Genomic DNA, 19,172 nt, shown 5'->3' with positions numbered 1-19,172 from the left:
TGCGTAGGGAGCTGTTTCAAGACTTCGGGTGGCAAAGCGACAGGCATCACACCATCGAGTGATGTTCCATTCGATGATGTGATGCCTGGCTGACAAGAACGCGAACGAGGATTGTCGGATACGGCTAGTTCTTCCACGCCCGGGTGATGAACGCCCGTCCTTAGAAGTGGGTCTTCGGCCGCTCCTGCCGGACGCCGTCGACGTAGATGTCGACCTTCTCGCTGTAGAAGCAGACCAGCCCCGCGACCTTGCGGCTCTCATCCAGCGGAACCGGATACGACCAGGCGAGATCCCGGTGAACGTCGCCCCCCGCACGCACCGACCAGTACTCCGCGGTGCCCTTGTACGGGCAGTGCGTCGCCGTGTCGGTGTGTTCGAGCAGGTCCATCCGGACATGCGTCTTCGGCAGGTAGTACCGCACCGGCAGGCCCGTCTCGAACAGCAGCCGCGGGCTGGACGACTCCGCGACCGTCACCCCGTCCACCTCCACCCGCACATGCCGCGACGACGCCAGGACGTCGACGCGCGTGTACGGGCTGCGCGGATGGACGAAGACCTCCTCGTCCTCCTCGAACCAGCCGTCCATCGCGTCCCACTCCAGACGCACCAGGCCGCGCAACTCCTCGATGGGCGACTCGACGTACCGGAGCGCGGCGCCCTCGGCCTGGGCGCCGTCCACCTTCACCGTGTACGCGGTCGCGTCGCCCCGGCTCGGCGAACGCTTGCCCGGCCCGTCCTCGACGAGTTCGGCCCGCACGTCCGCGGCGGGGAAGTAATAGGTCGGGTAGTAGGGGATCTCCCAGACGAGGGACGCCCCCGTCGTATCGGCCACCAGATGGCCGCCGAGATAGGCCCTGACGCGCTTGCCGCTCTCCTCGATCCTGACGCCGGTCTTCCGCGATGTGCTCATGCCTGGGCAACCACCCGGCCACCACCCCTATTTCGATGCACACGCCCAGATCCGGCCACGCCGACCGAACTTCGAGCAGGGCCTCGACTGGCTGCTCGACGGCATCGAACACGAATACGGAGGGAAGTAGCCCCGGGCCACCGCACCGACGTAGCGTAGGCGGCGGCGTACGTGCCGCTACGACGAGACGGGGTCCAGGTGCGGGCAGCAAGGTTCATCAGCGTGGCCACCGTGCTGGCGTTCGCGACGGCCACCGGATGCAGCGACAGCCCAGAGAAAGAGGAGACGGCCCCGCCCGCCGCCCCCGCAGGGCTCGAACCGTTCTACAGCCAGAAACCGTCCTGGAAGGGCTGCGAGGACGGTTTCGAATGCACGACCGTCCAGGTGCCTCTGGACTACGCCAAGCCGTCCGGTGACAAGGTCGGCATCGCCGTCATCAGGCTCCCGGCCGAGGACGGATCGAACCGGATCGGCTCACTGTTCACCAATCCCGGTGGCCCCGGCGGTTCCGGGGTCGACTTCGTCCGCCAGGCGGCCCGCGCCTTCGGCGACGACCTGCGCGGCCGCTTCGACATCGTCGGCTTCGACCCCCGCGGCGTGGCCGACAGCGCCCCCGTCCGCTGCAACACAGGCCCCCAGTTGGACGACTTCTTCGCCACCGACGCCTCCCCGGACAGCGAGAGCGAGACCAGCGCTCTAGGCGCCGAAGGCAAGGAGTTCGCCCAGAACTGCGAGACCAAGGCCGCGGCCGAACTCCCCCACGTGGGCACCGTCAACGCCGCCCGCGACATGGACGTCCTCCGTGCCGCCCTGGGAGACCGGAAGCTCACCTACTACGGCGCCTCCTACGGCACCTACCTGGGCGCCTTCTACGCCGAACAGTTCCCCAAGAACGTCCGGGCCCTCGCTCTGGACGGCGCCGTCGACCCCAAGCTGTCCTCAACCGAACTACTGACCGAGCAGGCCAAGGGCTTCGAGACGGCCCTGCGCGCGTTCGCCGACGACTGCGTCAAGACAGGCGGCTGCCCCTTCGGCGATTCCGCCGACGCGGTCATAGCCAAAATCGCCTCCTTCCTTGCGGCGACGGACAAGAAGCCGCTCAGCAGCACCCGGGACTCCCGCAAGGTCACCGAGTCCCTGGCCGTGATGGGCATAGCCAGATCCCTCTACGTCAAGGAGTACTGGCCCGTCCTCCGCCAAGCCCTCACCCAGGCCATCCAGGACGCCGACGGCACGACCCTCCTCACCCTCGCGGACGAGATGGTCGAGCGCGAACCCAACGGCACCTACAGCAACCAGACCGACGCCAACATGGCCGTCAACTGCGTTGACAAACCCAACCCCCCGGACCTCGCCACCTACGGCAAGGCCGCCGCCGAAGCCGAGAAGGCCGCCCCCCTCTTCGGCCCCTTCGTCGTCTGGGGCGGCCTCCCATGCGTCTACTGGCCCGTCCAGACCAAGGAGGAGCCGAAACCCATCGCCGCCAAGGGCGCCGCCCCCATCGTCGTCATCGGAACCACCCGCGACCCGGCCACGCCCTACAAGTGGGCCGAAAGCCTCGCAGACCAGCTCTCCAGCGGCGTCCTCCTCACCTACGACGGCGACGGCCACACCGCCTACTTGCAAGGCAACCCCTGCATCACCAAGGCCACCGACAACTACCTGATCACCACCGACCCACCCAAGGACGGCACCACCTGCCCCTGAATAACCGGTGCGCACCCACTCCCGCGGACCCGGTAGACTGCTTCCCGCCGTGCCCGCACGGCACGCCGCCTTAGCTCAGTCGGCAGAGCGATTCACTCGTAATGAATAGGTCAACGGTTCGATTCCGTTAGGCGGCTCCCACGTCAGAAGCCCCTTCCGATCTTGGAAGGGGCTTCTTTGCTGCCAGGCTTGCTAACAGCAGGGTCTGGGCGACCTCGTCCATGACGCGTGCGAACACGTCCGCAGCAGCCACCGGTTTCTCGGTGTCAGCAGCGGCCTCCGCCCCATCTCAGGACCGGGTTCGTGTCACGGTGCGCTGCGGGCCTGCCATGACTGCGCCGCCGGGCCCTTGACCATGTCGGTGAAGTAGCTGTCGTGGTGGACGAAGAAGGCGATCCGTTCCTCGTCGCTCATGCCGGCGAGGTGGCCGACCCCTTCGAAGTAGCCTTCCCGGGCCGCACCGGGGGCGAACAGCCTCAGGAAGTCGACCGGCTTGCCGGACTGGTTCCCAAAGGAGGGCAGGCCGCCCGGCGGCACGTGGAAGAAGTCTCCCGCCGATGCGTCGACCCATCGTCGGCCGTCGTAGACCCGCAGGGTGCCGGCTATGACGTAGAACGATTCGGTCATCGTTTTGTGGAAGTGGGTGCTCGTGTCGGCGGCTTCGGGGCTCATGCGGACCCGGTAGAGGCCGAACTCGCCGCTGGTCGATGCCTTGGTGGCGAGATAGTCGGTCCGTCCGCCGGACGGTGTGATGGGGGCGGCCGGTGTGCCGGCGGAGCGGAAAGGCCGCTGATCTCACCGTGGTCTTGGTGATAGCGAGGGGGTGGGTAGTCGCCGTCCAGCCAGGACAATGTCATCTCCTTTGTGCCCGGGGGTGATCGTTGGAGCGTTCAAAACCGGCTCAGGCCCCGAGCCCGGCCAGGAGCGGTGCGGGGGCGTTGAGGAAGACGTCCAGGCCGAGCAGTCGGCCTTCCTTGACGTGCCAGACGTGCAGTTCCCGGACGGTGGTCGCCGTCCCGGTGCCGCGGGGGGTGATGCGGGCGTTGCCGACGACGACGATGTGCTCCCGGCCTTCGATGAACTGGGCCGGTTCGTAGGTGGCATCGGCATGTTCGGCGACCTTGCCGAACATCTCCCGCACGCCTTCATGTCCCCGGTAGGTGCCGCGCCAGGGGACTGCCGCCGACTGCCGGGAGACGAAGCCGGGGTCGAGTGACTCGACGAACCGGTCGAGGTCGCCGTCAGCGAACGTCTGGTAAGCGGCCCGGGCCGCTTCCATGTTGCGGGACATGAACACCTTCCCTCATATCTCTTCTTGGTAAGATACCGATAAGAGACTAGCAAGAGGGGGCGTGAGATGGGTGACGCCGTAGACGCGGTGATGGACGCCTGGCGCCGGGAGCGTCCCGACGTGGACATCTGGCCGGTCGGGGTGGTGGGCCGAATCCAACGGCTTGCCCGGCTGCTGGAGGCGGAGATCCAGGGCTTCTTCCGCCGGCACGGCCTGGACAACAGCGAGGCCGACGTTCTGACCACGCTCCGGCGTTCGGGCGAACCCTACGAGCTGACCCCCGGCCAGCTCGTCAAGGCGTCCATGGTCACCTCGGGCGCCATCACCAAGCGCATCGACCGCATGGTGACCAAGAACCTCGTCGAACGGGTCCCCGACGCCGTCGACCGCCGCACGGTGCGGATCCGACTCACCCCCCACGGCCGCCAGACCATCGACGACCTGTTCGCCCTGCACATCGCTAACGAGACACGCCTGCTCCAGGCCCTCGATCGCGACCAGGCGGACGGTCTAGCCGACGCGCTGCGCACCCTGCTGCAGTCGCTCGGCGACACCTCCCTCACCTGACCGGAGGCCAACGGTCCCGACGTCACCAGCAAGGGGATCACCCCCGCGCCCACACTCGCCGGCACCACCCACGTCCACGGACTCCTCGACCAACGCCACATGGACCCAGCATCAGGCGAGGTCAAAGACACCGCCATGGAACAGGCCGACAAGGTCGGCGATGGCCACAGTCGGACCCGCGGTACCAGGCGGGAACATTCGGGGCCGGCTCGCTCGCGTTCAGTTCAGGCCGGTACTCCTGGAAACGCGTATTGCCGATCCTGCTCGGGGTCAATCGCGGCATCCTGCCCGTTGTCCCTGCCATGCCGGTCTGTGGCGTAGGCCGGCTCGGGGGCTCGGTCGTCGATGGTCGGCTCCGGGTGAGGGGCGGTGGTTCGGCGCTGGCAGGTGATGCCGATCGCCAAGGCGAATACGCCGACCGTGAGCCCGAGCATCAGCCAGAAGACGACTTCGGCGGACCGCGTCGGGCCGCAGGCGGAGACGATGTATCCGGCGCAGAGGGCGCCGGCGGCGGCAGAGCTGCGGCTGATGAGATTGCTGGCGCTTGCGACCCTGGCGAGAAGGTGCTGCTCGATCTCACTCGCCTGGTAGAGGTTCAGCGCGACGTTCACGTTTGCGCCGACGAAGCCGATGCCGCCCCAGGCGGTGACCATGGCGACGGGTTGATGGGTGAAGGCGATGACGGCGGTCAGGACTAGCCACGCTCCGGAGCAGGCCACAAGGACGCTGAGTTTCCGGTCGACGGTGATCAGCCACCGGGCCGAGAACGCGCCGATCAGGCCGCCGATGCCGGAGGCGGCCAGGATGACTCCGATGAAGAGCGTGGACCTTTGCTCCTGCTTCGCCAGCACAATGAAAAGAAGTATGACGATCTGGAACAGTACGTTCGTCACTATGCAGACGAACATGATGGCGCGCAGGAAACGCCTGTTCCAAAAGGCGGCCAGCCCGATTTTTAAGGCGTTGACCATCCCCGTATCATCTGGAATCTGCGTCCTGAAAAACCGGCCATCCATTCTCAGTACCGAGAGAAGCGCGGTGAGACCGGCGACCAGGTTGATCAGCAAGGGGCCGTAGTGACCGACCGCTACCAGAAAGCCGCCGAGTGGGCGGCCCATGGACAGGGCTCCTTGGCTGCGCGCCTCGTTTCTCGCGATCGCGATCGGCAGCAGTTGGCTCTGGACGACTCTGGGTACGGAGGTGAGCTCGGCGGTCGCGAACAAGACCGCGCAGGCGCCTTCCACCGCGGCCGCGATCAGCAGGGCGGCGACCGGTTCGTCGAACATCCGGAAGGCGGCCAGGAGCATCAGGGCTGAGGCCACTCTTATGGCCTGGGTGGCGACCATCACGTGCCTGTAGTCGCTTCGCTCGATGAGAACGCCCGCGGGGAGTTGGAGTAGCAAGGGCGGGAGGGTTCCCGCCGCAGTCACCCAACCCGCCAGAACAGGTGAATCCATCACCGACAGGGCAAGCAATGGAAACGCGGCCATCGCGCTCACTGAGCCCAGTTGTGAAACGCCTGAGCCGAAGGTAAGCCAGGTGAAATCACGACCAAGGGAAGGTGATTTCTTTGCCCGCCATCTCCGCCGAACGTGCAAAGCTGCCAAGCTTACCTCCTTCCCGTCAAGAGCGGGGCTCTTAAAAGCAAGGGGTTACCGGTAGAGCCGCACAGCACTGTAGTGGATCAGGCAGTATTTCGAGGGCGATCCAGCAGCGTGGTCAGTGTTCGCCCGGCCGCTGTGGGCAGGTGCCCTCGGCGGTCACCGCGATGCTCAGTTGCTGAACCCGCTGCTTGATCCGGCGATCGACCTCGACGGGGTCGACATCCGCTCCACCCGCGGACTTACCGTACTGGAAAGCCCACGCCACCTCCTCCAGGAGGGACGCGACCACCTCTCGAGTCTCTTCGCTGTGGCTGATACCCCAGAGTCCGAGAAGAGCGGCTTCTGCTTTGGGGTAATCATCCCTTATGCGTCTGATTCGATCGGGTAAATCACGATTGTCCAATCGGGCGGCATCTGTCCGCCGCATGTCCTGGACGAGTTGCGTCCCGACGCTAACCTTGATCACCGCAAGCCGTACCTCCGCGAGAGACGCCTGCAGTTCTCGTTGATGTGCCTCCTGTTCCCTTTCAACCCGCTGATCTCGCTCTTGGCGGCTTGCGTGCCGTGTGCGGCGCCATTCGGCAACGAAACCCCCGACGGTTGCCATAACAGTGCCAAGAATCGTGGCTGAGCCGATCGCGAGTCCAACAACGGCCACGTCCTGCATACTTCCCCCGGTTCGACTTGTAAACCTTACTGACCGTCATGTGATATCGCAGGGGATGGTCTCGCTGTCGCAGGTCCTCCGCCCCCTGCGGCCCGGAGGAGCACCGGGCCGCCGTCGGCGGGCTCGGCGAGGACGGCGTCGAGCGCCCGCCCAGTGGCGTCCGTCCGTGACAGGGTGGAGAGCGCCAAGGCTCGGAGTACCTCACCGGACGGACGGGCGTGGTGGCCGACCCGCCAACGCGGCCATGGGTCGAAGGCCTGCCGGAGCACACGGCGGGGTCCGGGATCGGCCGGCACGCGGCCCGAACACCTGGATGCCGCCGACGCCGCGTAGATCGGTGACCGGTGGAAGAGCGTCTCCGCCTGGCCGATGGCCACCGGCCTGCCGGACGTCCGCCCTCCGGCGAGTTTGGTGTCGCTGTCCCGGCAGTGAATAGCGCGCGCTTCTGTGGTGAAGAACCTGGGCCCCACAAACAGCGCGAATCCTGTACCAGGAAGTGGGGCGGGAGAGCTCACTCGTTGCCGTCCTGCTCTGAGGGCAGATGTTCTGGATGTCGAGTACGACGCCCAGAATGGCGGCCGGGGTGAGTGGCTGACCGTATCCGGCCAATCAGGTCTCGTCGTCGCCCGGTGGTGACGCGAAAGAGTTGAAGGCCGCGATGGCGTCGCCGTCATACCGTGGGTCGAGTATCTCGTTCACGGCGTGCCACAGTGCGCTTTCGCTGATCTCATCCAGCCGATCGAAGGAGACTTTGGAGAAGTCGAGTCGGCTGACCTGGAGGTTTCCGGGGTCCTGCATGTGATCTCCAGTGGTCGCTGGGCGGCGAACCCTTTAAGTTTGACACGACAGCGTTGATATGGCCAGAAGGCGATCGCATAGCACTCTCTGCTCACGGGTTTTGTGTCCCGTGACACAAAGCCAGAATATTGGACTTATGGCCGGTCGCTCTCGATTTTATTGGACGTCCTAAATGGCATGTTCCTTTCTGGGTGTTGCGAGTATCGTGGTCGGCGTCCCATCGGGTGACGAAAAGGGTCGCCGTCCGCGAGCGGGAACCGGAGGCGGTACACGTGGAGCTATCGGCTGGTCAGGGCGGGATGGGCGCCAGGCGGGTTCCTCAGGTGTGGGGGAAGAAGGTTCCCCCGCGGAACAGGAACTTCATCGGACGTGAAGAACTTCTCGACAGGCTGCGGGCGGGAATAACGGGGCAGGAGGGAATAACGGGCAAGGTGACGGCTGTCGTGTCCGCGCCGCACGCCCTCCATGGACTCGGCGGAGTCGGCAAGACCCAGATGGCGGTCGAGTACGCGCACAGGTTCGGTGCGCATTATGACCTGGTCTGGTGGGTGTCGGCGGACCAGCCGAATCTGCTGCGGTCCGCGTTGGCCGCTCTCTCCCCGCATCTCAACCTTCCTCCGATGACCGTGACGGGCATCGAGGACGCCTGCAACTCCGTGCTGGACGCGTTGAGGCGCGGCGACCCGTTCGACAAATGGCTGCTGATCTTCGATAACGCCGATCAACCCGAGGACCTGACCGAACTCATCCCCAGCGCCGGGCCCGGCCATGTCTTGATCACCTCGCGTAACCACCGGTGGAGCGGCGTCTACGAGACCGTCCCCGTCGACGTGTTCACCCGGAGGGAGAGCCTGAAGTTCCTGGCCAAGCGAGTTCCCCGCACGGTCGACGATCCCGACGCCGACCGCCTGGCGGATGAACTCGGCGACCTTCCGCTTGCACTCGAGCAGGCCGGCGCGCTTCAGGCGGAGACCGGCATGCCCGTGTCGGAGTATCTGGAGCTGCTGGCCGAGCGGACGGCCGAGCTGTTGTCCGTGGGCAAGCCGTCGGAGTACCCGGAATCGATGACGGCCGCGTGGGGGCTGTCGGTCAGCAGCCTGCGAAAGTCGCTGCCCGAAGCGGTCGAGCTGCTCCGCTACTGCGCCTTCTTCAGCCCGGAGCCCATCCCGCGGGACGTCTTCAACCAGAGTCACCCGAAGCTGAGCCCGGAGATAGCGGAGCTGCTCGACGACCCGATTCGACTGAGCCGCGCCATCGGAGAACTCGGCCGCTATGCGCTCGCCAAGATCGACAACACGACCAGCCGGACGATTCAGGTGCACCGGCTGATCCAAGCGCTGGTCCGTGAGGAACTCGGAAAGTCCGACCGGGCACGTATCCGGAGCGAGGTCTACCTGCTCCTGGCGCAGGCCGCACCGGACGTGCCGCAGGACCCGACAAGCTGGTCGGAGTACTTCGACCTGCTCGGCCATGTCCAGCCTGCCGAGATCGCGGAAAGCCATGACCCGGAAGTACGGGAGATGCTGCTCCAGGTGGTCCGATACCTGCGGGCGTCCGGCGACTACGGGTCGGCGCGCAACTTCCTTGAGCAGTTCATCAAGCGGTGGTCCCTGGACGGGTCACCGGAGGAGATGGATGTTCTCCGCGCACAGCGTCATCTCGGCAATGTTCTCCGGGACCTCGGTGACTTCCAGGGCGCCTACGACCTTGACTTCCGGACGATGCCGGCGATGGAAAGGGTCGCAGGAGCGGAACATCCGGAGACGCTCCAGCTCCTCAACAGCCTCGGTGCCGACTACCGTGCCGGCGGCGAGTTCTCGCAAGCGCTGGATCACGACATGAAGTCGCTCGAACGGCACAATCGGGCGTTCCAGAAACGCGAGCCGCAGACGGCGCGCGTGGTCAACAGTCTCGGGCTGGATCACGGACTCAACAGCCAGTATGAGAAATGCAAGGAGTACCATGAGCGCGCCTATATCCAGCAACGTGCGCTCGGGCGTTCCGGTGACGCGGTGGACCTTCTCGCTCCGTGGAGCGGGCTGGCGCGGGCGGTCCGGCTCTGTGGCGACTATGCCGAGGCGTGCGACCTTGGTGTGGAGGTGCACGCGTACGGGGTCACCGAACTCGGTGCCGACCACCCCTGGACGCTCCGTGCCGCGAAGGACCTGTCCATCTCCTGGCGGCGGGTAGGCGAGTTCGAGAATGCCCAGGAAATGGCTCTGAACGTCCACTCACGCTACTTGCGGCTTTTCGGACTGACCCATCCGGATACGCTTGCATCCGCGATGTGCCTGGCGAACATCCAGCGGACGATGGGGGAACTCGACAACGCGATGACGCTGGCGGCGGACACCGTGAACCGGTATCCGGGCGTCTACGGCCCGGAACACCCCTATAACTACGGCTGCACCGGGAACCTCGCGCTTCTGCGACGGGTGACCGGGGAGGCGGCCAAGGCGCGTACATTGAACGAGCAGGCTCTCGCAGGTCTGGAAGCGAGGTTGGGGCGCGATCACCATTACCCGCTAACGGTCGCGGTGAATCTCGCCAGCGACCTCGCCGCGCTGGACGACATCGAAGGGGCCGTTCAACTGGGGCGGGGAACGCTGTGGCGGTTGACGCAGACTCTCGGTGATCGCCACCCTATGACGCTCGCTTGCGCGGCCAACCTCGCCACGGATCTGCTCACCGCGGGAATGAAGGAGGAGGCGCTGAACCTCCACACGGCGACGATGGACCACTATGCGGCGACGCTCGGTCAGGAACACCCCGATGCAATCGTCGCCAAAAAACAACGTCACCTCGACTGCGACTTCGACCCACCTCCGATTTAGGCGCGCGCCTCGGTTTAGGGGGTGTGGTCAGGAATGGCGGCTGCGCCATGATGAGCGATGTTCGTCCGCGTTCGCTCTGGCATTCCGGTGGGCGACAGGGGGGACGTACTCCCGCCGCCATACCCTGAGTGTCCGCGCCATCTCTTCCACGAAGACCATGCCCATATCGGTGAGGCGTTCACTGTCGGCCAGCGTTCGTGCCGCCTGGCCGGCAGCCTCTCGCCAACGCGCGAACTCGCTGTGCGCACGCAGCGCTTGGTTCCCGCGTTCGACTTCTCGCTGCCTGCGCCAGAAGCCGGTAACGCCCAGATAGGCGTACGTCCCCTGGAGCAGACCCGCGATAGGGCGCGGATCCGGCCGCCAGGGCGCGTAGTGGAGGGGGCGGTCGTCACGGAGCGTCAATGGAACGATCTCCAGCAGGGCACTGAGTTTCACGTGCTGCACCTCGTGGGCCAACGTTTCCGCGAGCTCAAGCGGCCCAGGCGGTGTCGACAGGCCGATGTTGCCGAAGGCGTGGGTCGGTGTGCCGCTCACATGCCCGTTTCCGGACGTACGCAGAGGCGTCAACGCGGTGATGGCGGCGGAAACCTCGGTGGCAGTGGTCCAATGCAGCGAAGCCATGCTCTGCCATGCCTCCGAGAGGACGTCCTGCCACTGCCTGACGGCCAGATCGTCGAGGCGTCCTGTGACGGTGCCTGCACCGGGCATCCGGTCGGGATCGCCATCCTCGATGACGAATCTGACGGCGATCCCGTCGTGCCGGGCGTGCAAGGTCCGCAGGGGCGTCCAACCGGGTTCGCCGTCGCTCAGGGTCACGTGCCCGACTCGTCCGGAGCCGAACTCGGCCGTGGCGCGGTCAAGCAGGGTCGCGCGTCCAAGCCCGGGCAGGACGACGGCGCCGTTCTCCGCCGGAACCACTACGGCCCGGTCGCTGCCGACCCGGTAAGCCGCTACGGCGGCTGCGCATGCCAGCCGCCCTGGATGGGACGGCCGCCCCTCGCGCAGCTCTGTGAGCGTCCGCCGCACCCAGGCGGTGACCGTTGGATAGGCGAGGATCTCATTGACCAGGTTCGGATGGGCGCGGCGGAGTGAGTTGAGCAGCTCGAAGCCGTTTGCGGCCATACCGGCTTCGGGATGCCCCGCTTCCTGTGCCTTATCCAGCAATCCCCGTATCAGAACCAGCACTCGTCCCCGGTGGATGGCACGCAGTTCTTCGACGGCTTTCTCGCCACCACCGCCGCGAGCGAGGCTGAGAAACGTCCTTTCGGACAGCATCAGCCACGCGATCCCGTCAGTTCGGCCAGATCGTCCACCATGACCTGCCGGACGTGAGTGATCAGGCGCAGGAGGTCCGTGCAGAACACGCTCGGGTTCCGGAAACCGCGTCCCGCCCGGTACCGGTGCGGATAAAGGCCGCCGCCGCACACGCGATGGACGTCGCACGCCCGGCATTTGGGCGATAGAGCCGCGATGCCGATCTGCCGTGCCGCGACCGGAGCGAGCATGAGCGCCGAGTCGAAACTGTCGCGGAAGACGTGCAGACGAGTGGAGGCCGCCCCCTCGTAGGCGGATTTGAGCGTGTCGACCAGTTCGATGGACCCGTCGGTCTCGACGACCGTGACCGCCACCGGCGACAGCCCAAGGGCCTCGCTGCGGGACGGGCGGCCACCGAGCATGCGCATGATTTCGACGAACATCCTGATCCGGGTCTCCTGGACGGGTGCCCGATACCAGCGGTCGAAGATCGCGATCAGCCAGTCCGCATAGGGTGTCCGCCCGGGCGCGGGCAGGCCGGGGGGCGGCGTGTCCCAGTTGCCATGGGGGAGCAGGAAATCGATGGACGATGGGCGGAATGCTAGAAGCGCGTCGTAGGTCTTCAATGGGTCGGCGCCTAGATCGATGGTGGTCAGCAAGCCGGAGAAGAGGTGCCTGTACTGCGGTGCGTTGAGCAGGTCGAGCCCGGCGGCCACCGCTTGATAGCTCCCCCGGCCGTCGGCGCGCTTTCGATGCGAATCGTGACCGTCCTGATCGCCATCCAGACTCACTCCCAGGAGAACGCCCAGTTCGTCGAACAGGTTGAGAAAGTTGGTGTCGAGCAGTACGCCATTGGTCTGCACGTGGAAGGTGACCGTGGTCATCGGATCGATGGCGGATCGGATGGTGTGCAATGCGTACCGGAGGTGCTCGAGGCCCGCGAGGAGCGGCTCCCCGCCATGCAGGATGACATCGATCCCGGGAAGCTTGTTGGCGCGAGCGTGTTCGGCGATCCGTTCCGCAACCTTGACGACCGTGGGTTTCGTCATACGACGAGGCTGTTTCCGCCAATTTTGGTCAGCCATCTCGTACATGTAGCAGTACGTACATTTCAGGTTGCAGCGGCTGTGGATCTTGAGAATGAACTGCCGGAACGGTGTCGGTCGCCATCCCGACTCGAGCAGCGCGCCCACGTCCAGGGTGCCCGGCCACTCGGAGCTTTCGCCCGTGTGTCCACTGTGCGCCACGCCCGTCCACCTCTCGTCGGCAATCGATGCGTGCGACTTGGCGCACTGTCCGGTTTTGTCCCTTTATAGGTCGTTTAGGGAGATCATTAAACCGATATACGACGGCCGATCCGGGCCGCGCACGGGCTGCCGCCCGATCTCGTCACCGTCACCTGCGAAAACGGCCGGTCAGGAAACGGGCTACGGCATCAGGTTCGCGTCGCATGGGGGGAGGCTGGTGGTCATGCCGGCGGTGAGGGCCCAGCGTTCGTGGTCGCGCCAGATGCCGCCGATGTTGATGAACTCGGGAGAGAACCCTTCCCGCCGGAAGCCGAGCCGGCGGACCAGTCGGCGGGAGGGTTCGTTGCCCGGCTGGACATCCGCCTCGACCCGGTGAAGGCCCAGCGGGCCGAAAGCGTAGAGGACGGTCAGGCCGACGCCTTCCGTCATGAAGCCACGGCCCGCGTTCGGTGTGAAGGCGGCGAAACCGAGGATCGCGCGGTCGTACGGTCCGCGGACGATGCCGGTGAGCGTGGCATGACCCGCGATGGCGCCCGTGTCCGCCCGTTTGATCAGCAGTGCCTCGCCGGCCGCCGGGTCCGCGAACCGGCCCAGGTACTCGCGGAACGCCTCCGGGTCGGCCGGCGTCCTGACCCAGTCCTTGTGCAGGTCGGCGCTCTGTTCGGCGAGCCGGACGAACTCGTCCTCGTCCGCCGCCCGCAACCGGCGCAGCATCACGCGACAGCCCACAACACCTCCGCCCTGGCCCGTGCTGCCCATGGACCGGCCTTTGTGGGCCGGCCGCTGGACGACCGGCCGCCTACGGTCAGGTTGCATCACGTTCCCCGTGGAGCGCACTCGCCGCACAGTCACGTCTGGGAAGCGGAGCCGGTCCGCGGGGCGCAAAGCCCTGCGGTCGTGCGGTCAGAGGGTGGAGCCGAGGTGTTCGGTGAGGACCTTCAGGTGGGTCTCGCGTGCCTCGGAGTGGCTCCGGCGGCCGGCGTCGGTGATCTCGACGAAGACGCCGCGGCGGTCGTCCTTGCAGAGGCCGCGCTGGACGTAGCCGTGCTTCTCGAGGCGGGCGACCGTGCGGGACAGGGCGCTCTGGCTGAGGTACATGGCCGCGGCGATCTCCTGCATGCGGTGCTTCTCACAGTCGAGGTCGACGAGGCGGTCGAGGGTCTCGTACTCGCTCATGCTGAGGCCATGGGCGTCTTGCAGGGCACGCTCGAGGGCGCAAGCGACCGTGTTGTAGCAGGTCGCAAGCTTGCGCCAGCGGCCGACCAGAGCAGACTCCGCCTCCATGTCGCGGACCTTACCATGTGTGCGCATCGGATGCATCCACATTAAATTCCAAGGAATTTAGTGCGTGGACATTTAATGCATGCGCATGTACTGTCCTTCGACGTGGCTATCACCGACACCTCAACTGCCCCGACCGTCCGTGCGCCGGCCGCCGCGAGCGCGTCGGCCGAACAGACCTGGACCCCCCGGCTGTGGGGAGTCCTCGCGGTCCTGTGCGCCGTGCTGTTCCTCGACGCCCTCGACGTCTCGATGGTGGGCGTCGCGTTGCCGTCGATCGGCGCCGAGCTGGGCCTTTCGACCACATCACTGCAATGGATCGTGAACGGCTACGTCCTTGGCTACGGCGGTCTGCTGCTGCTCGGCGGACGTACCGCCGACCTGCTCGGCCGCCGCCGGGTCTTCCTCGCCGCTTTGGCCGTGTTCGCGCTGGCGTCCCTGGTGGGCGCCCTGGTGAACGACGGCACGCTGCTGATCGTCACCCGTTTCGTGAAGGGCCTGGCCGCCGCATTCACCGCGCCGACCGCTCTGTCCATTTTGACCACCACGTTCCGTGAGGGGCCGTCACGCAACCGGGCCCTGTCCGTCTTCTCGGTTTTCGGCGCCAGCGGCTACTCGTCCGGACTGATCCTCGGTGGGCTGCTGACCAGCTTCGGGTGGCGCTGGACGTTCCTGACGCCCGTTCCCCTTGCCCTCATCGCCCTGGTCGCGGGCGCCGTCCTGATCCCGCGGGACAGGCCGGCCGCCGCCGGCGGCCACGACCTCGTCGGCGCCGTCACCCTCACCGGGGGCATGCTGCTCGCCGTCTACACCGTTGTTTCCGCGCCTGACCGGGGCTGGCTCGACCCGGTCACGCTGGGCTCCATCGTGCTGGCGGCGGCGCTGCTCGTGGGATTCTTCGTCACCGAGAACAGGGTGCGGCATCCGCTGATCCGGTTGGGCATCCTGCGGATCGGGACGATCATCCGGGCCAACCTCAGCATCGTCGCGCTGTTCGGGTCGTACCTGAGCTTCCAGTTCATGATGACGCTCTACCTGCAGGACGTGCTGCGCTGGTCGCCGCTGAAGATGGCCATGGCGCTGCTGCCGGCTGGACTCGTCGTGGCCTTCGGCTCGCCGTTCGTGGGCCGGCTGATCGACCGGTACGGAACGCCCCGCCTGATCATCAGTTCCATGGCGTCCCTGACCCTCGGCTATGCATGGTTCCTGGCCACGGCCGGGCACGCGCCGCACTATGCGTTCACCATCCTGCCCACCATGCTGCTGCTGGGCGGCGGGTTCGCCTTCGGGTTCAGTTCGATCATGGGTCAGGCGACGGAGGGGATCGACGACTCCGAACAGGGGCTGGCCTCCGGTCTCGTCCAGACATCGGGCCAGGTCGGCGCCGCCCTCGTCCTGGCGGTGGTCACCGCCCTGGTCGCATCGGGGACGGCCGCCGGCGGCGAGGGGTTCGCCGAGTTCACCCCGGGCGTCAACCTGGTCGGAGCCGTCGCCCTGATCGGCCTGGCACTGAACCTGGTTCCCCTGCTGCGACGTAACCACCAGCCCAAGCACGCCTGACGCAATATTCCCGGCGGGGGCGCCCCAACCAGGGGGCGCCCCCGCCGCTGACCCGAACCGCTCCACTCCGTGTGCGTCTGCGGCACCCCGTGTGTGCTGCTCGGTTCGGGGGTGTGGATGGCGGGCGGGGGCGTGCCGGCGGGGTGATAGGCCCCGCCGGCACGGGGCCATCACTGGCGTTTCCAGAAGGGGCGGCGGGGTGTCGCGGCTCCGGTGAAGTCGCTGAGGATGTGAAGTGCGCGGGCCCACTGGTCGTTGATGGTGGCCTCGTCCGATGCGGGGTTCAGGCGGCGCAGGTCGTTGCGGAGTGTGGACAGGGACGTCGCGTCCAGGGACTGCGCCTCCATGCGCTGCACGATCGACTCAAGGATGGGCAGGAGATCGCTCAGCAGGTGGTGGACGCGCCGGTCGTGCGTGGCGGGGACCTCGCGGAGGCGGTCGAGCACGTTGGCCAGTTCCTGCTGGAACCCGGCGAGGGCGGGTGCGCGGCGGGCTCGTCCCGGCACCGCCGAGCCCGCACCGGGCGCCGATGTGCCGGGGGGACGGCCCGTGCCCCGCAGGGGCGTGCCGCGATCGGCGCCGTATCCAGGCGGCGGGCCGGACGGGGCAGGCGGCGGCGGACCGCTCGGTGCCGCGAGGGCTGCCGGCATGAAGGCGTCCGCCGAGGCCGAGAAGGCGGCGTGCGTCATTCTCGGGGCGGCGGTGGGCGACTCCCAGCCGCCGGGCATCTCCACCGGCTGGACGGCCTGGTGCGGGGCTTCGCCATCGGTGACCACCCTGCTGTCCACGGCGACGAACGCGGTGAAGCGGCACAGGACGCCGAAGCGGAGGGACGTGCTGACGATGCGTTGTTCCAGGTCGTCCGGGCCTCCGGCCGTGTAGCGGTCCTCCAGGTCGCGCAGGTGTGCGCGGGCCCAGATGGACGTGGTGGCCGGGTCCTTGGTGACGGCGCCGGTGGCGTGCTGCTCCCAGGCCGTTCCGCTGGAGGCGGTGCCGCGGACGGACAGCGAGCCGGACGGGGCGCCGCGGAAACGGCCCGCGATCACCAGCGGGACGCCGGGGAACAGCGCACCGAGCCTGCCGGGGGCCACGGAGTCGGGAACGATCTCCAGGCCGTCGGCGTGGAGGCTGAGCCCGGTCGCGAGCGGCGCGGCGATCCGGTGGTGGATGTGCTCCATCGCCTCGTCGAGGCGGTCTTCGCTTTCGACCAGTTCGCAACGGCCCTGGCCGATGGCGGCGAGACGGTTCAGGAAACCCGCGTTGACGGCCTGGTCGATGCCGACCGTGTGGACGCGGACACCGTGCAACCGGGGTTCCAGGCGGGCGAGGATCTGGTCTTCGTTGCCGACCTGGCCGTCGGTGATGAGGACCAGCACCCGGTCGCGGACCGAGCCGGCGAGCAGGCGGCAGCCCTCGTCGAGGGGCGCGAGCATCTCGGTGCCGCCGCGTGCGTTCAGCGCCGCCAGATGCTCCACCGCGCGGAACCGGTTGCGGTCGGTGCCCTCGACCAGGCCGGTGCCGAGGTCGCGGGGACGTTCGACGACGGTGTCGAAGGACAGGACGGCGAACCTGTCCTCGGACCGGAACGTGTCGACGATGCGGGCGGCGGCGCGACGGGCGGCGACCATCTTCCAGCCCTGCATGCTGCCGGAACGGTCGAGGACGAGCACCACGTCGCGTGGGCTCGGCCGGGCTTCTCCGGAGGGGAGCACGGTCATGCTGAACGTTCCCTCCTCACCGGACTCGTCGGGGACGAGGGAGAGGGCCGCGCTTTCATGCGGGGCGTAATCGATACGCAGGATGAAGTCGCGATCGAGGCGTTCACCCGGCCGCAGCCGGACGGTCGTGCGTTCACCCTCGCCCTCTTCGGCCACCACGTGGAGCGCCGAGCGGATCTGGGTCAGCGGCAGCCCGGCCGGGTCGATGTCGACGGTGATGGCCAGCCGCACCGGGTTGGGGAAACCCGGCAGCAGGACGGGCGGACTGATCCGGGACGCGTCCGGCACCGCGCCGGTGTCGTCGGCGACTCCGGGCCCGGCGCGCTCGCCGTCGAGCGGCGCACCCGGGATGTAGCGGGGCGCGACGACGAGCGGGAAGCGGAACGTCGCGCTGGAGGACGACTCGTGCGGCAGGGGCTGGTTGAGCGTCAGCCTGATCGTTACGCGTTCGCCGGGGAGGATGTTGCCCACCCGCATGCTGAAGACGTCCGGGCGGTCCTCCTCGGCGATCGCGGCGCGCTGTCCGGCGGCGATGGCGGTGTCGTAGTCCCGCCGGGCCTGGCCGCGCTCTTTCAGCGTCCCCTCGACGACCCGGTCGGCGGCCTCCATGCGCAGCGCGGTGACGGCGGCGCGGTCGGGCAGCGGGAAGATGTAGGTGGCCTCCAGCGGTATGTCGAACGGGTTGCGGAAGCCTTGGACGACTTCGATGCCGGCGGCGAGCCCGGTGATCGCGGCGTGCACGTCGACGGAGTCGAGCGGCAGGTTGCCCCTGTCGGTCGTGAGCGCACCGATTCCGTGATCGGTCGCCGGGGGCTCGATGTCGGGTAGCGGCAGGATGCGCACGGTCACTGGGACCTCCGGGAAGGATCGGCGGGCTGGAACGCGGGGCTTGCTGCGGGGGCGAGGAGACCGCGCCGGCGTAGCTCGTCGAGCAGCGGCCGTGCGGCGGTCTCGATGGCGGTGAGGTCGTCGCCGCTCAGGGCTGGGACGTCCAGCAGGAGGGTGAGGCCGGATGTGAGCCGGACACCCTGGACGACAGAGGGGCGAGGCTCTCCGCAGTCGTCCGAGCCGACGAGTCCGTCGGAGCCGGCATGGTCCACCCTTCGGTGGTCGTCTGGTCTGCCGTAGTCGTCGGTGATGGTGACCGCGCCGTAGGAAACGTCTGGGCGCGTTCTCCAGAAGGTGGCGCGGGCGGTTTCGCTTCCCGTGCCGGGTGGGCTCGCCGCTTCGGTCGTAGCCGTCCGCTCGACCGGCCGCGCTCGTTCCACCGGGCTCACTTCGTCGACCGGGACTGCTCCCTCAACCGGGCTTACCTCGTCAACGGCTGTTCCGTCTTCGTGCGTGTGGATCGGGGCGGGGAACGGGAGGGCGGCGATTCGTTCGAGGGCTGCGTCGGTGGCGGCGGCGAGTTCGAGCTGGATCTCGGCGATCGAGCGGCCCGCGGCCTGGCGGCGCTTGACCGCGACGAGCTGCAGGAGATGACGCGGCCCGTACTGGGCGATGCGGCCACGCCGGCCGAGGGGCGGGTCGACCAGGCCGATCGTGGTGTACCAGCGGATCAGCCGTTCGTTGGGCAGGTCACGCACCCGGCCGCTGACCTGCCCGGATCCGTCCGCGGCAAGGGCCGCGGCGGCGCGTTCCGCCAGCTCGTTGATCGTCCAGGTGCCGTCCATGCCCCCGATGATGACACTGTCACGATGACAGTGTCAACTTCGAGACCAAGATCTCGTCCTC

Annotated in this window: 16 protein-coding genes and 1 tRNA gene; 5 read left to right on the top strand and 12 right to left on the bottom strand. The window is 67.3% G+C overall.

Annotated features, from left to right (window positions below; all coding sequences use genetic code 11):
* Positions 1–160: 160 nt before the first annotated feature.
* Complete coding sequence (locus ACGFK0_RS17490) at positions 161–910, bottom strand: DUF427 domain-containing protein (protein WP_392905907.1); 750 nt, start codon at positions 908–910, stop codon at positions 161–163.
* 222 nt (positions 911–1,132) lie between these two features.
* On the opposite strand from ACGFK0_RS17490, the gene ACGFK0_RS17485 reads away from it, so the two are divergent.
* Complete coding sequence (locus ACGFK0_RS17485) at positions 1,133–2,617, top strand: alpha/beta hydrolase (RefSeq protein ID WP_392905906.1); 1,485 nt, start codon at positions 1,133–1,135, stop codon at positions 2,615–2,617.
* Positions 2,618–2,681: 64 nt separating this feature from the next.
* A tRNA-Thr gene (locus ACGFK0_RS17480) sits at positions 2,682–2,754 on the top strand.
* 169 nt (positions 2,755–2,923) lie between these two features.
* On the opposite strand, the gene ACGFK0_RS17475 is transcribed toward ACGFK0_RS17480, so the two are convergent.
* Positions 2,924–3,289: a cupin domain-containing protein gene (locus ACGFK0_RS17475; RefSeq protein ID WP_392905905.1), complete on the bottom strand. Its 366-nt coding sequence runs from the start codon at positions 3,287–3,289 to the stop codon at positions 2,924–2,926.
* A gap of 229 nt (positions 3,290–3,518) precedes the next feature.
* Positions 3,519–3,908, bottom strand: coding sequence for a nuclear transport factor 2 family protein (locus tag ACGFK0_RS17470; protein ID WP_392905904.1), 390 nt, complete (start codon positions 3,906–3,908; stop codon positions 3,519–3,521).
* 66 nt (positions 3,909–3,974) lie between these two features.
* On the opposite strand from ACGFK0_RS17470, the gene ACGFK0_RS17465 reads away from it, so the two are divergent.
* A complete protein-coding gene (locus ACGFK0_RS17465; RefSeq protein WP_392905903.1) occupies positions 3,975–4,475 on the top strand; it encodes a MarR family winged helix-turn-helix transcriptional regulator in 501 nt (166 codons plus the stop codon).
* Positions 4,476–4,699: 224 nt separating this feature from the next.
* Here ACGFK0_RS17465 and ACGFK0_RS17460 read toward each other — a convergent pair whose 3' ends face one another.
* The 3 genes from ACGFK0_RS17460 to ACGFK0_RS17450 form a co-directional block, all read right to left on the bottom strand.
* The gene (locus ACGFK0_RS17460) at positions 4,700–6,082 is read right to left on the bottom strand and encodes an MFS transporter (RefSeq protein ID WP_392905902.1); all 1,383 of its coding nucleotides are present in this window, start codon (positions 6,080–6,082) and stop codon (positions 4,700–4,702) included.
* A 112-nt stretch (positions 6,083–6,194) separates the two neighbouring features.
* Positions 6,195–6,746 (bottom strand): hypothetical protein, encoded by a 552-nt coding sequence (locus tag ACGFK0_RS17455; protein ID WP_392905901.1) that lies wholly within the window; start codon positions 6,744–6,746, stop codon positions 6,195–6,197.
* Positions 6,747–7,355: 609 nt separating this feature from the next.
* Positions 7,356–7,544, bottom strand: a complete 189-nt coding sequence (locus tag ACGFK0_RS17450; protein ID WP_392905900.1) for a hypothetical protein — start codon at positions 7,542–7,544, stop codon at positions 7,356–7,358.
* A 299-nt stretch (positions 7,545–7,843) separates the two neighbouring features.
* Between ACGFK0_RS17450 and fxsT the strand changes: the two genes are divergently transcribed.
* Positions 7,844–10,378: an FxSxx-COOH system tetratricopeptide repeat protein gene (fxsT, locus tag ACGFK0_RS17445; RefSeq protein WP_392905998.1), complete on the top strand. Its 2,535-nt coding sequence runs from the start codon at positions 7,844–7,846 to the stop codon at positions 10,376–10,378.
* A gap of 27 nt (positions 10,379–10,405) precedes the next feature.
* On the opposite strand, the gene ACGFK0_RS17440 is transcribed toward fxsT, so the two are convergent.
* From ACGFK0_RS17440 to ACGFK0_RS17425, 4 genes are all read right to left on the bottom strand, one after another.
* Entirely contained in the window at positions 10,406–11,653 is a 1,248-nt protein-coding gene (locus tag ACGFK0_RS17440) for an HEXXH motif domain-containing protein (protein WP_392905899.1), read from the bottom strand.
* A complete protein-coding gene (locus ACGFK0_RS17435) occupies positions 11,653–12,879 on the bottom strand; it encodes an FxsB family cyclophane-forming radical SAM/SPASM peptide maturase (protein WP_392905898.1) in 1,227 nt (408 codons plus the stop codon). Before ACGFK0_RS17435 ends, ACGFK0_RS17440 begins: the two co-directional genes overlap by 1 nt.
* 180 nt (positions 12,880–13,059) lie before the next feature.
* Positions 13,060–13,608, bottom strand: a complete 549-nt coding sequence (locus tag ACGFK0_RS17430; RefSeq protein WP_392905897.1) for a GNAT family N-acetyltransferase — start codon at positions 13,606–13,608, stop codon at positions 13,060–13,062.
* Between the two features lie 174 nt (positions 13,609–13,782).
* Positions 13,783–14,190 carry a MarR family winged helix-turn-helix transcriptional regulator gene (locus ACGFK0_RS17425; protein ID WP_392905895.1) on the bottom strand — a complete coding sequence of 136 codons (408 nt, stop codon included), beginning with the start codon at positions 14,188–14,190 and terminating at the stop codon, positions 13,783–13,785.
* Positions 14,191–14,265: 75 nt separating this feature from the next.
* On the opposite strand from ACGFK0_RS17425, the gene ACGFK0_RS17420 reads away from it, so the two are divergent.
* Positions 14,266–15,720 carry an MFS transporter gene (locus ACGFK0_RS17420; RefSeq protein ID WP_392905894.1) on the top strand — a complete coding sequence of 485 codons (1,455 nt, stop codon included), beginning with the start codon at positions 14,266–14,268 and terminating at the stop codon, positions 15,718–15,720.
* Positions 15,721–15,890: 170 nt separating this feature from the next.
* On the opposite strand, the gene ACGFK0_RS17415 is transcribed toward ACGFK0_RS17420, so the two are convergent.
* Entirely contained in the window at positions 15,891–18,287 is a 2,397-nt protein-coding gene (locus ACGFK0_RS17415; RefSeq protein ID WP_392905892.1) for a VIT domain-containing protein, read from the bottom strand.
* Positions 18,284–19,111, bottom strand: a complete 828-nt coding sequence (locus ACGFK0_RS17410; protein ID WP_392905891.1) for a MerR family transcriptional regulator — start codon at positions 19,109–19,111, stop codon at positions 18,284–18,286. Before ACGFK0_RS17410 ends, ACGFK0_RS17415 begins: the two co-directional genes overlap by 4 nt.
* Between the last annotated feature and the right edge of the window lie 61 nt (positions 19,112–19,172).

The organism is Spirillospora sp. NPDC048823 (assembly GCF_043198445.1).
Taxonomy (GTDB): Bacteria; Actinomycetota; Actinomycetes; order Streptosporangiales; family Streptosporangiaceae; genus Spirillospora.
Note: the sequence above shows the minus strand (reverse complement) of the source record. Positions and strands in the feature narration are given on the sequence as shown.

Excerpts from the sequence above, each read along its gene's own strand:
- ACGFK0_RS17490 (WP_392905907.1), bottom strand. The coding sequence starts at position 910 with ATGAGCACATCGCGGAAGACCGGCGTCAGGATCGAGGAGAGCGGCAAG.
- ACGFK0_RS17475 (WP_392905905.1), bottom strand. The coding sequence starts at position 3,289 with ATGAGCCCCGAAGCCGCCGACACGAGCACCCACTTCCACAAAACGATG.
- ACGFK0_RS17470 (WP_392905904.1), bottom strand. The coding sequence starts at position 3,908 with ATGTCCCGCAACATGGAAGCGGCCCGGGCCGCTTACCAGACGTTCGCT.
- ACGFK0_RS17465 (WP_392905903.1), top strand. The coding sequence starts at position 3,975 with ATGGGTGACGCCGTAGACGCGGTGATGGACGCCTGGCGCCGGGAGCGT.
- ACGFK0_RS17455 (WP_392905901.1), bottom strand. The coding sequence starts at position 6,746 with ATGCAGGACGTGGCCGTTGTTGGACTCGCGATCGGCTCAGCCACGATT.
- ACGFK0_RS17450 (WP_392905900.1), bottom strand. The coding sequence starts at position 7,544 with ATGCAGGACCCCGGAAACCTCCAGGTCAGCCGACTCGACTTCTCCAAA.
- fxsT (WP_392905998.1), top strand. The coding sequence starts at position 7,844 with ATGGGCGCCAGGCGGGTTCCTCAGGTGTGGGGGAAGAAGGTTCCCCCG.
- ACGFK0_RS17440 (WP_392905899.1), bottom strand. The coding sequence starts at position 11,653 with ATGCTGTCCGAAAGGACGTTTCTCAGCCTCGCTCGCGGCGGTGGTGGC.
- ACGFK0_RS17425 (WP_392905895.1), bottom strand. The coding sequence starts at position 14,190 with ATGCGCACACATGGTAAGGTCCGCGACATGGAGGCGGAGTCTGCTCTG.
- ACGFK0_RS17410 (WP_392905891.1), bottom strand. The coding sequence starts at position 19,111 with ATGGACGGCACCTGGACGATCAACGAGCTGGCGGAACGCGCCGCCGCG.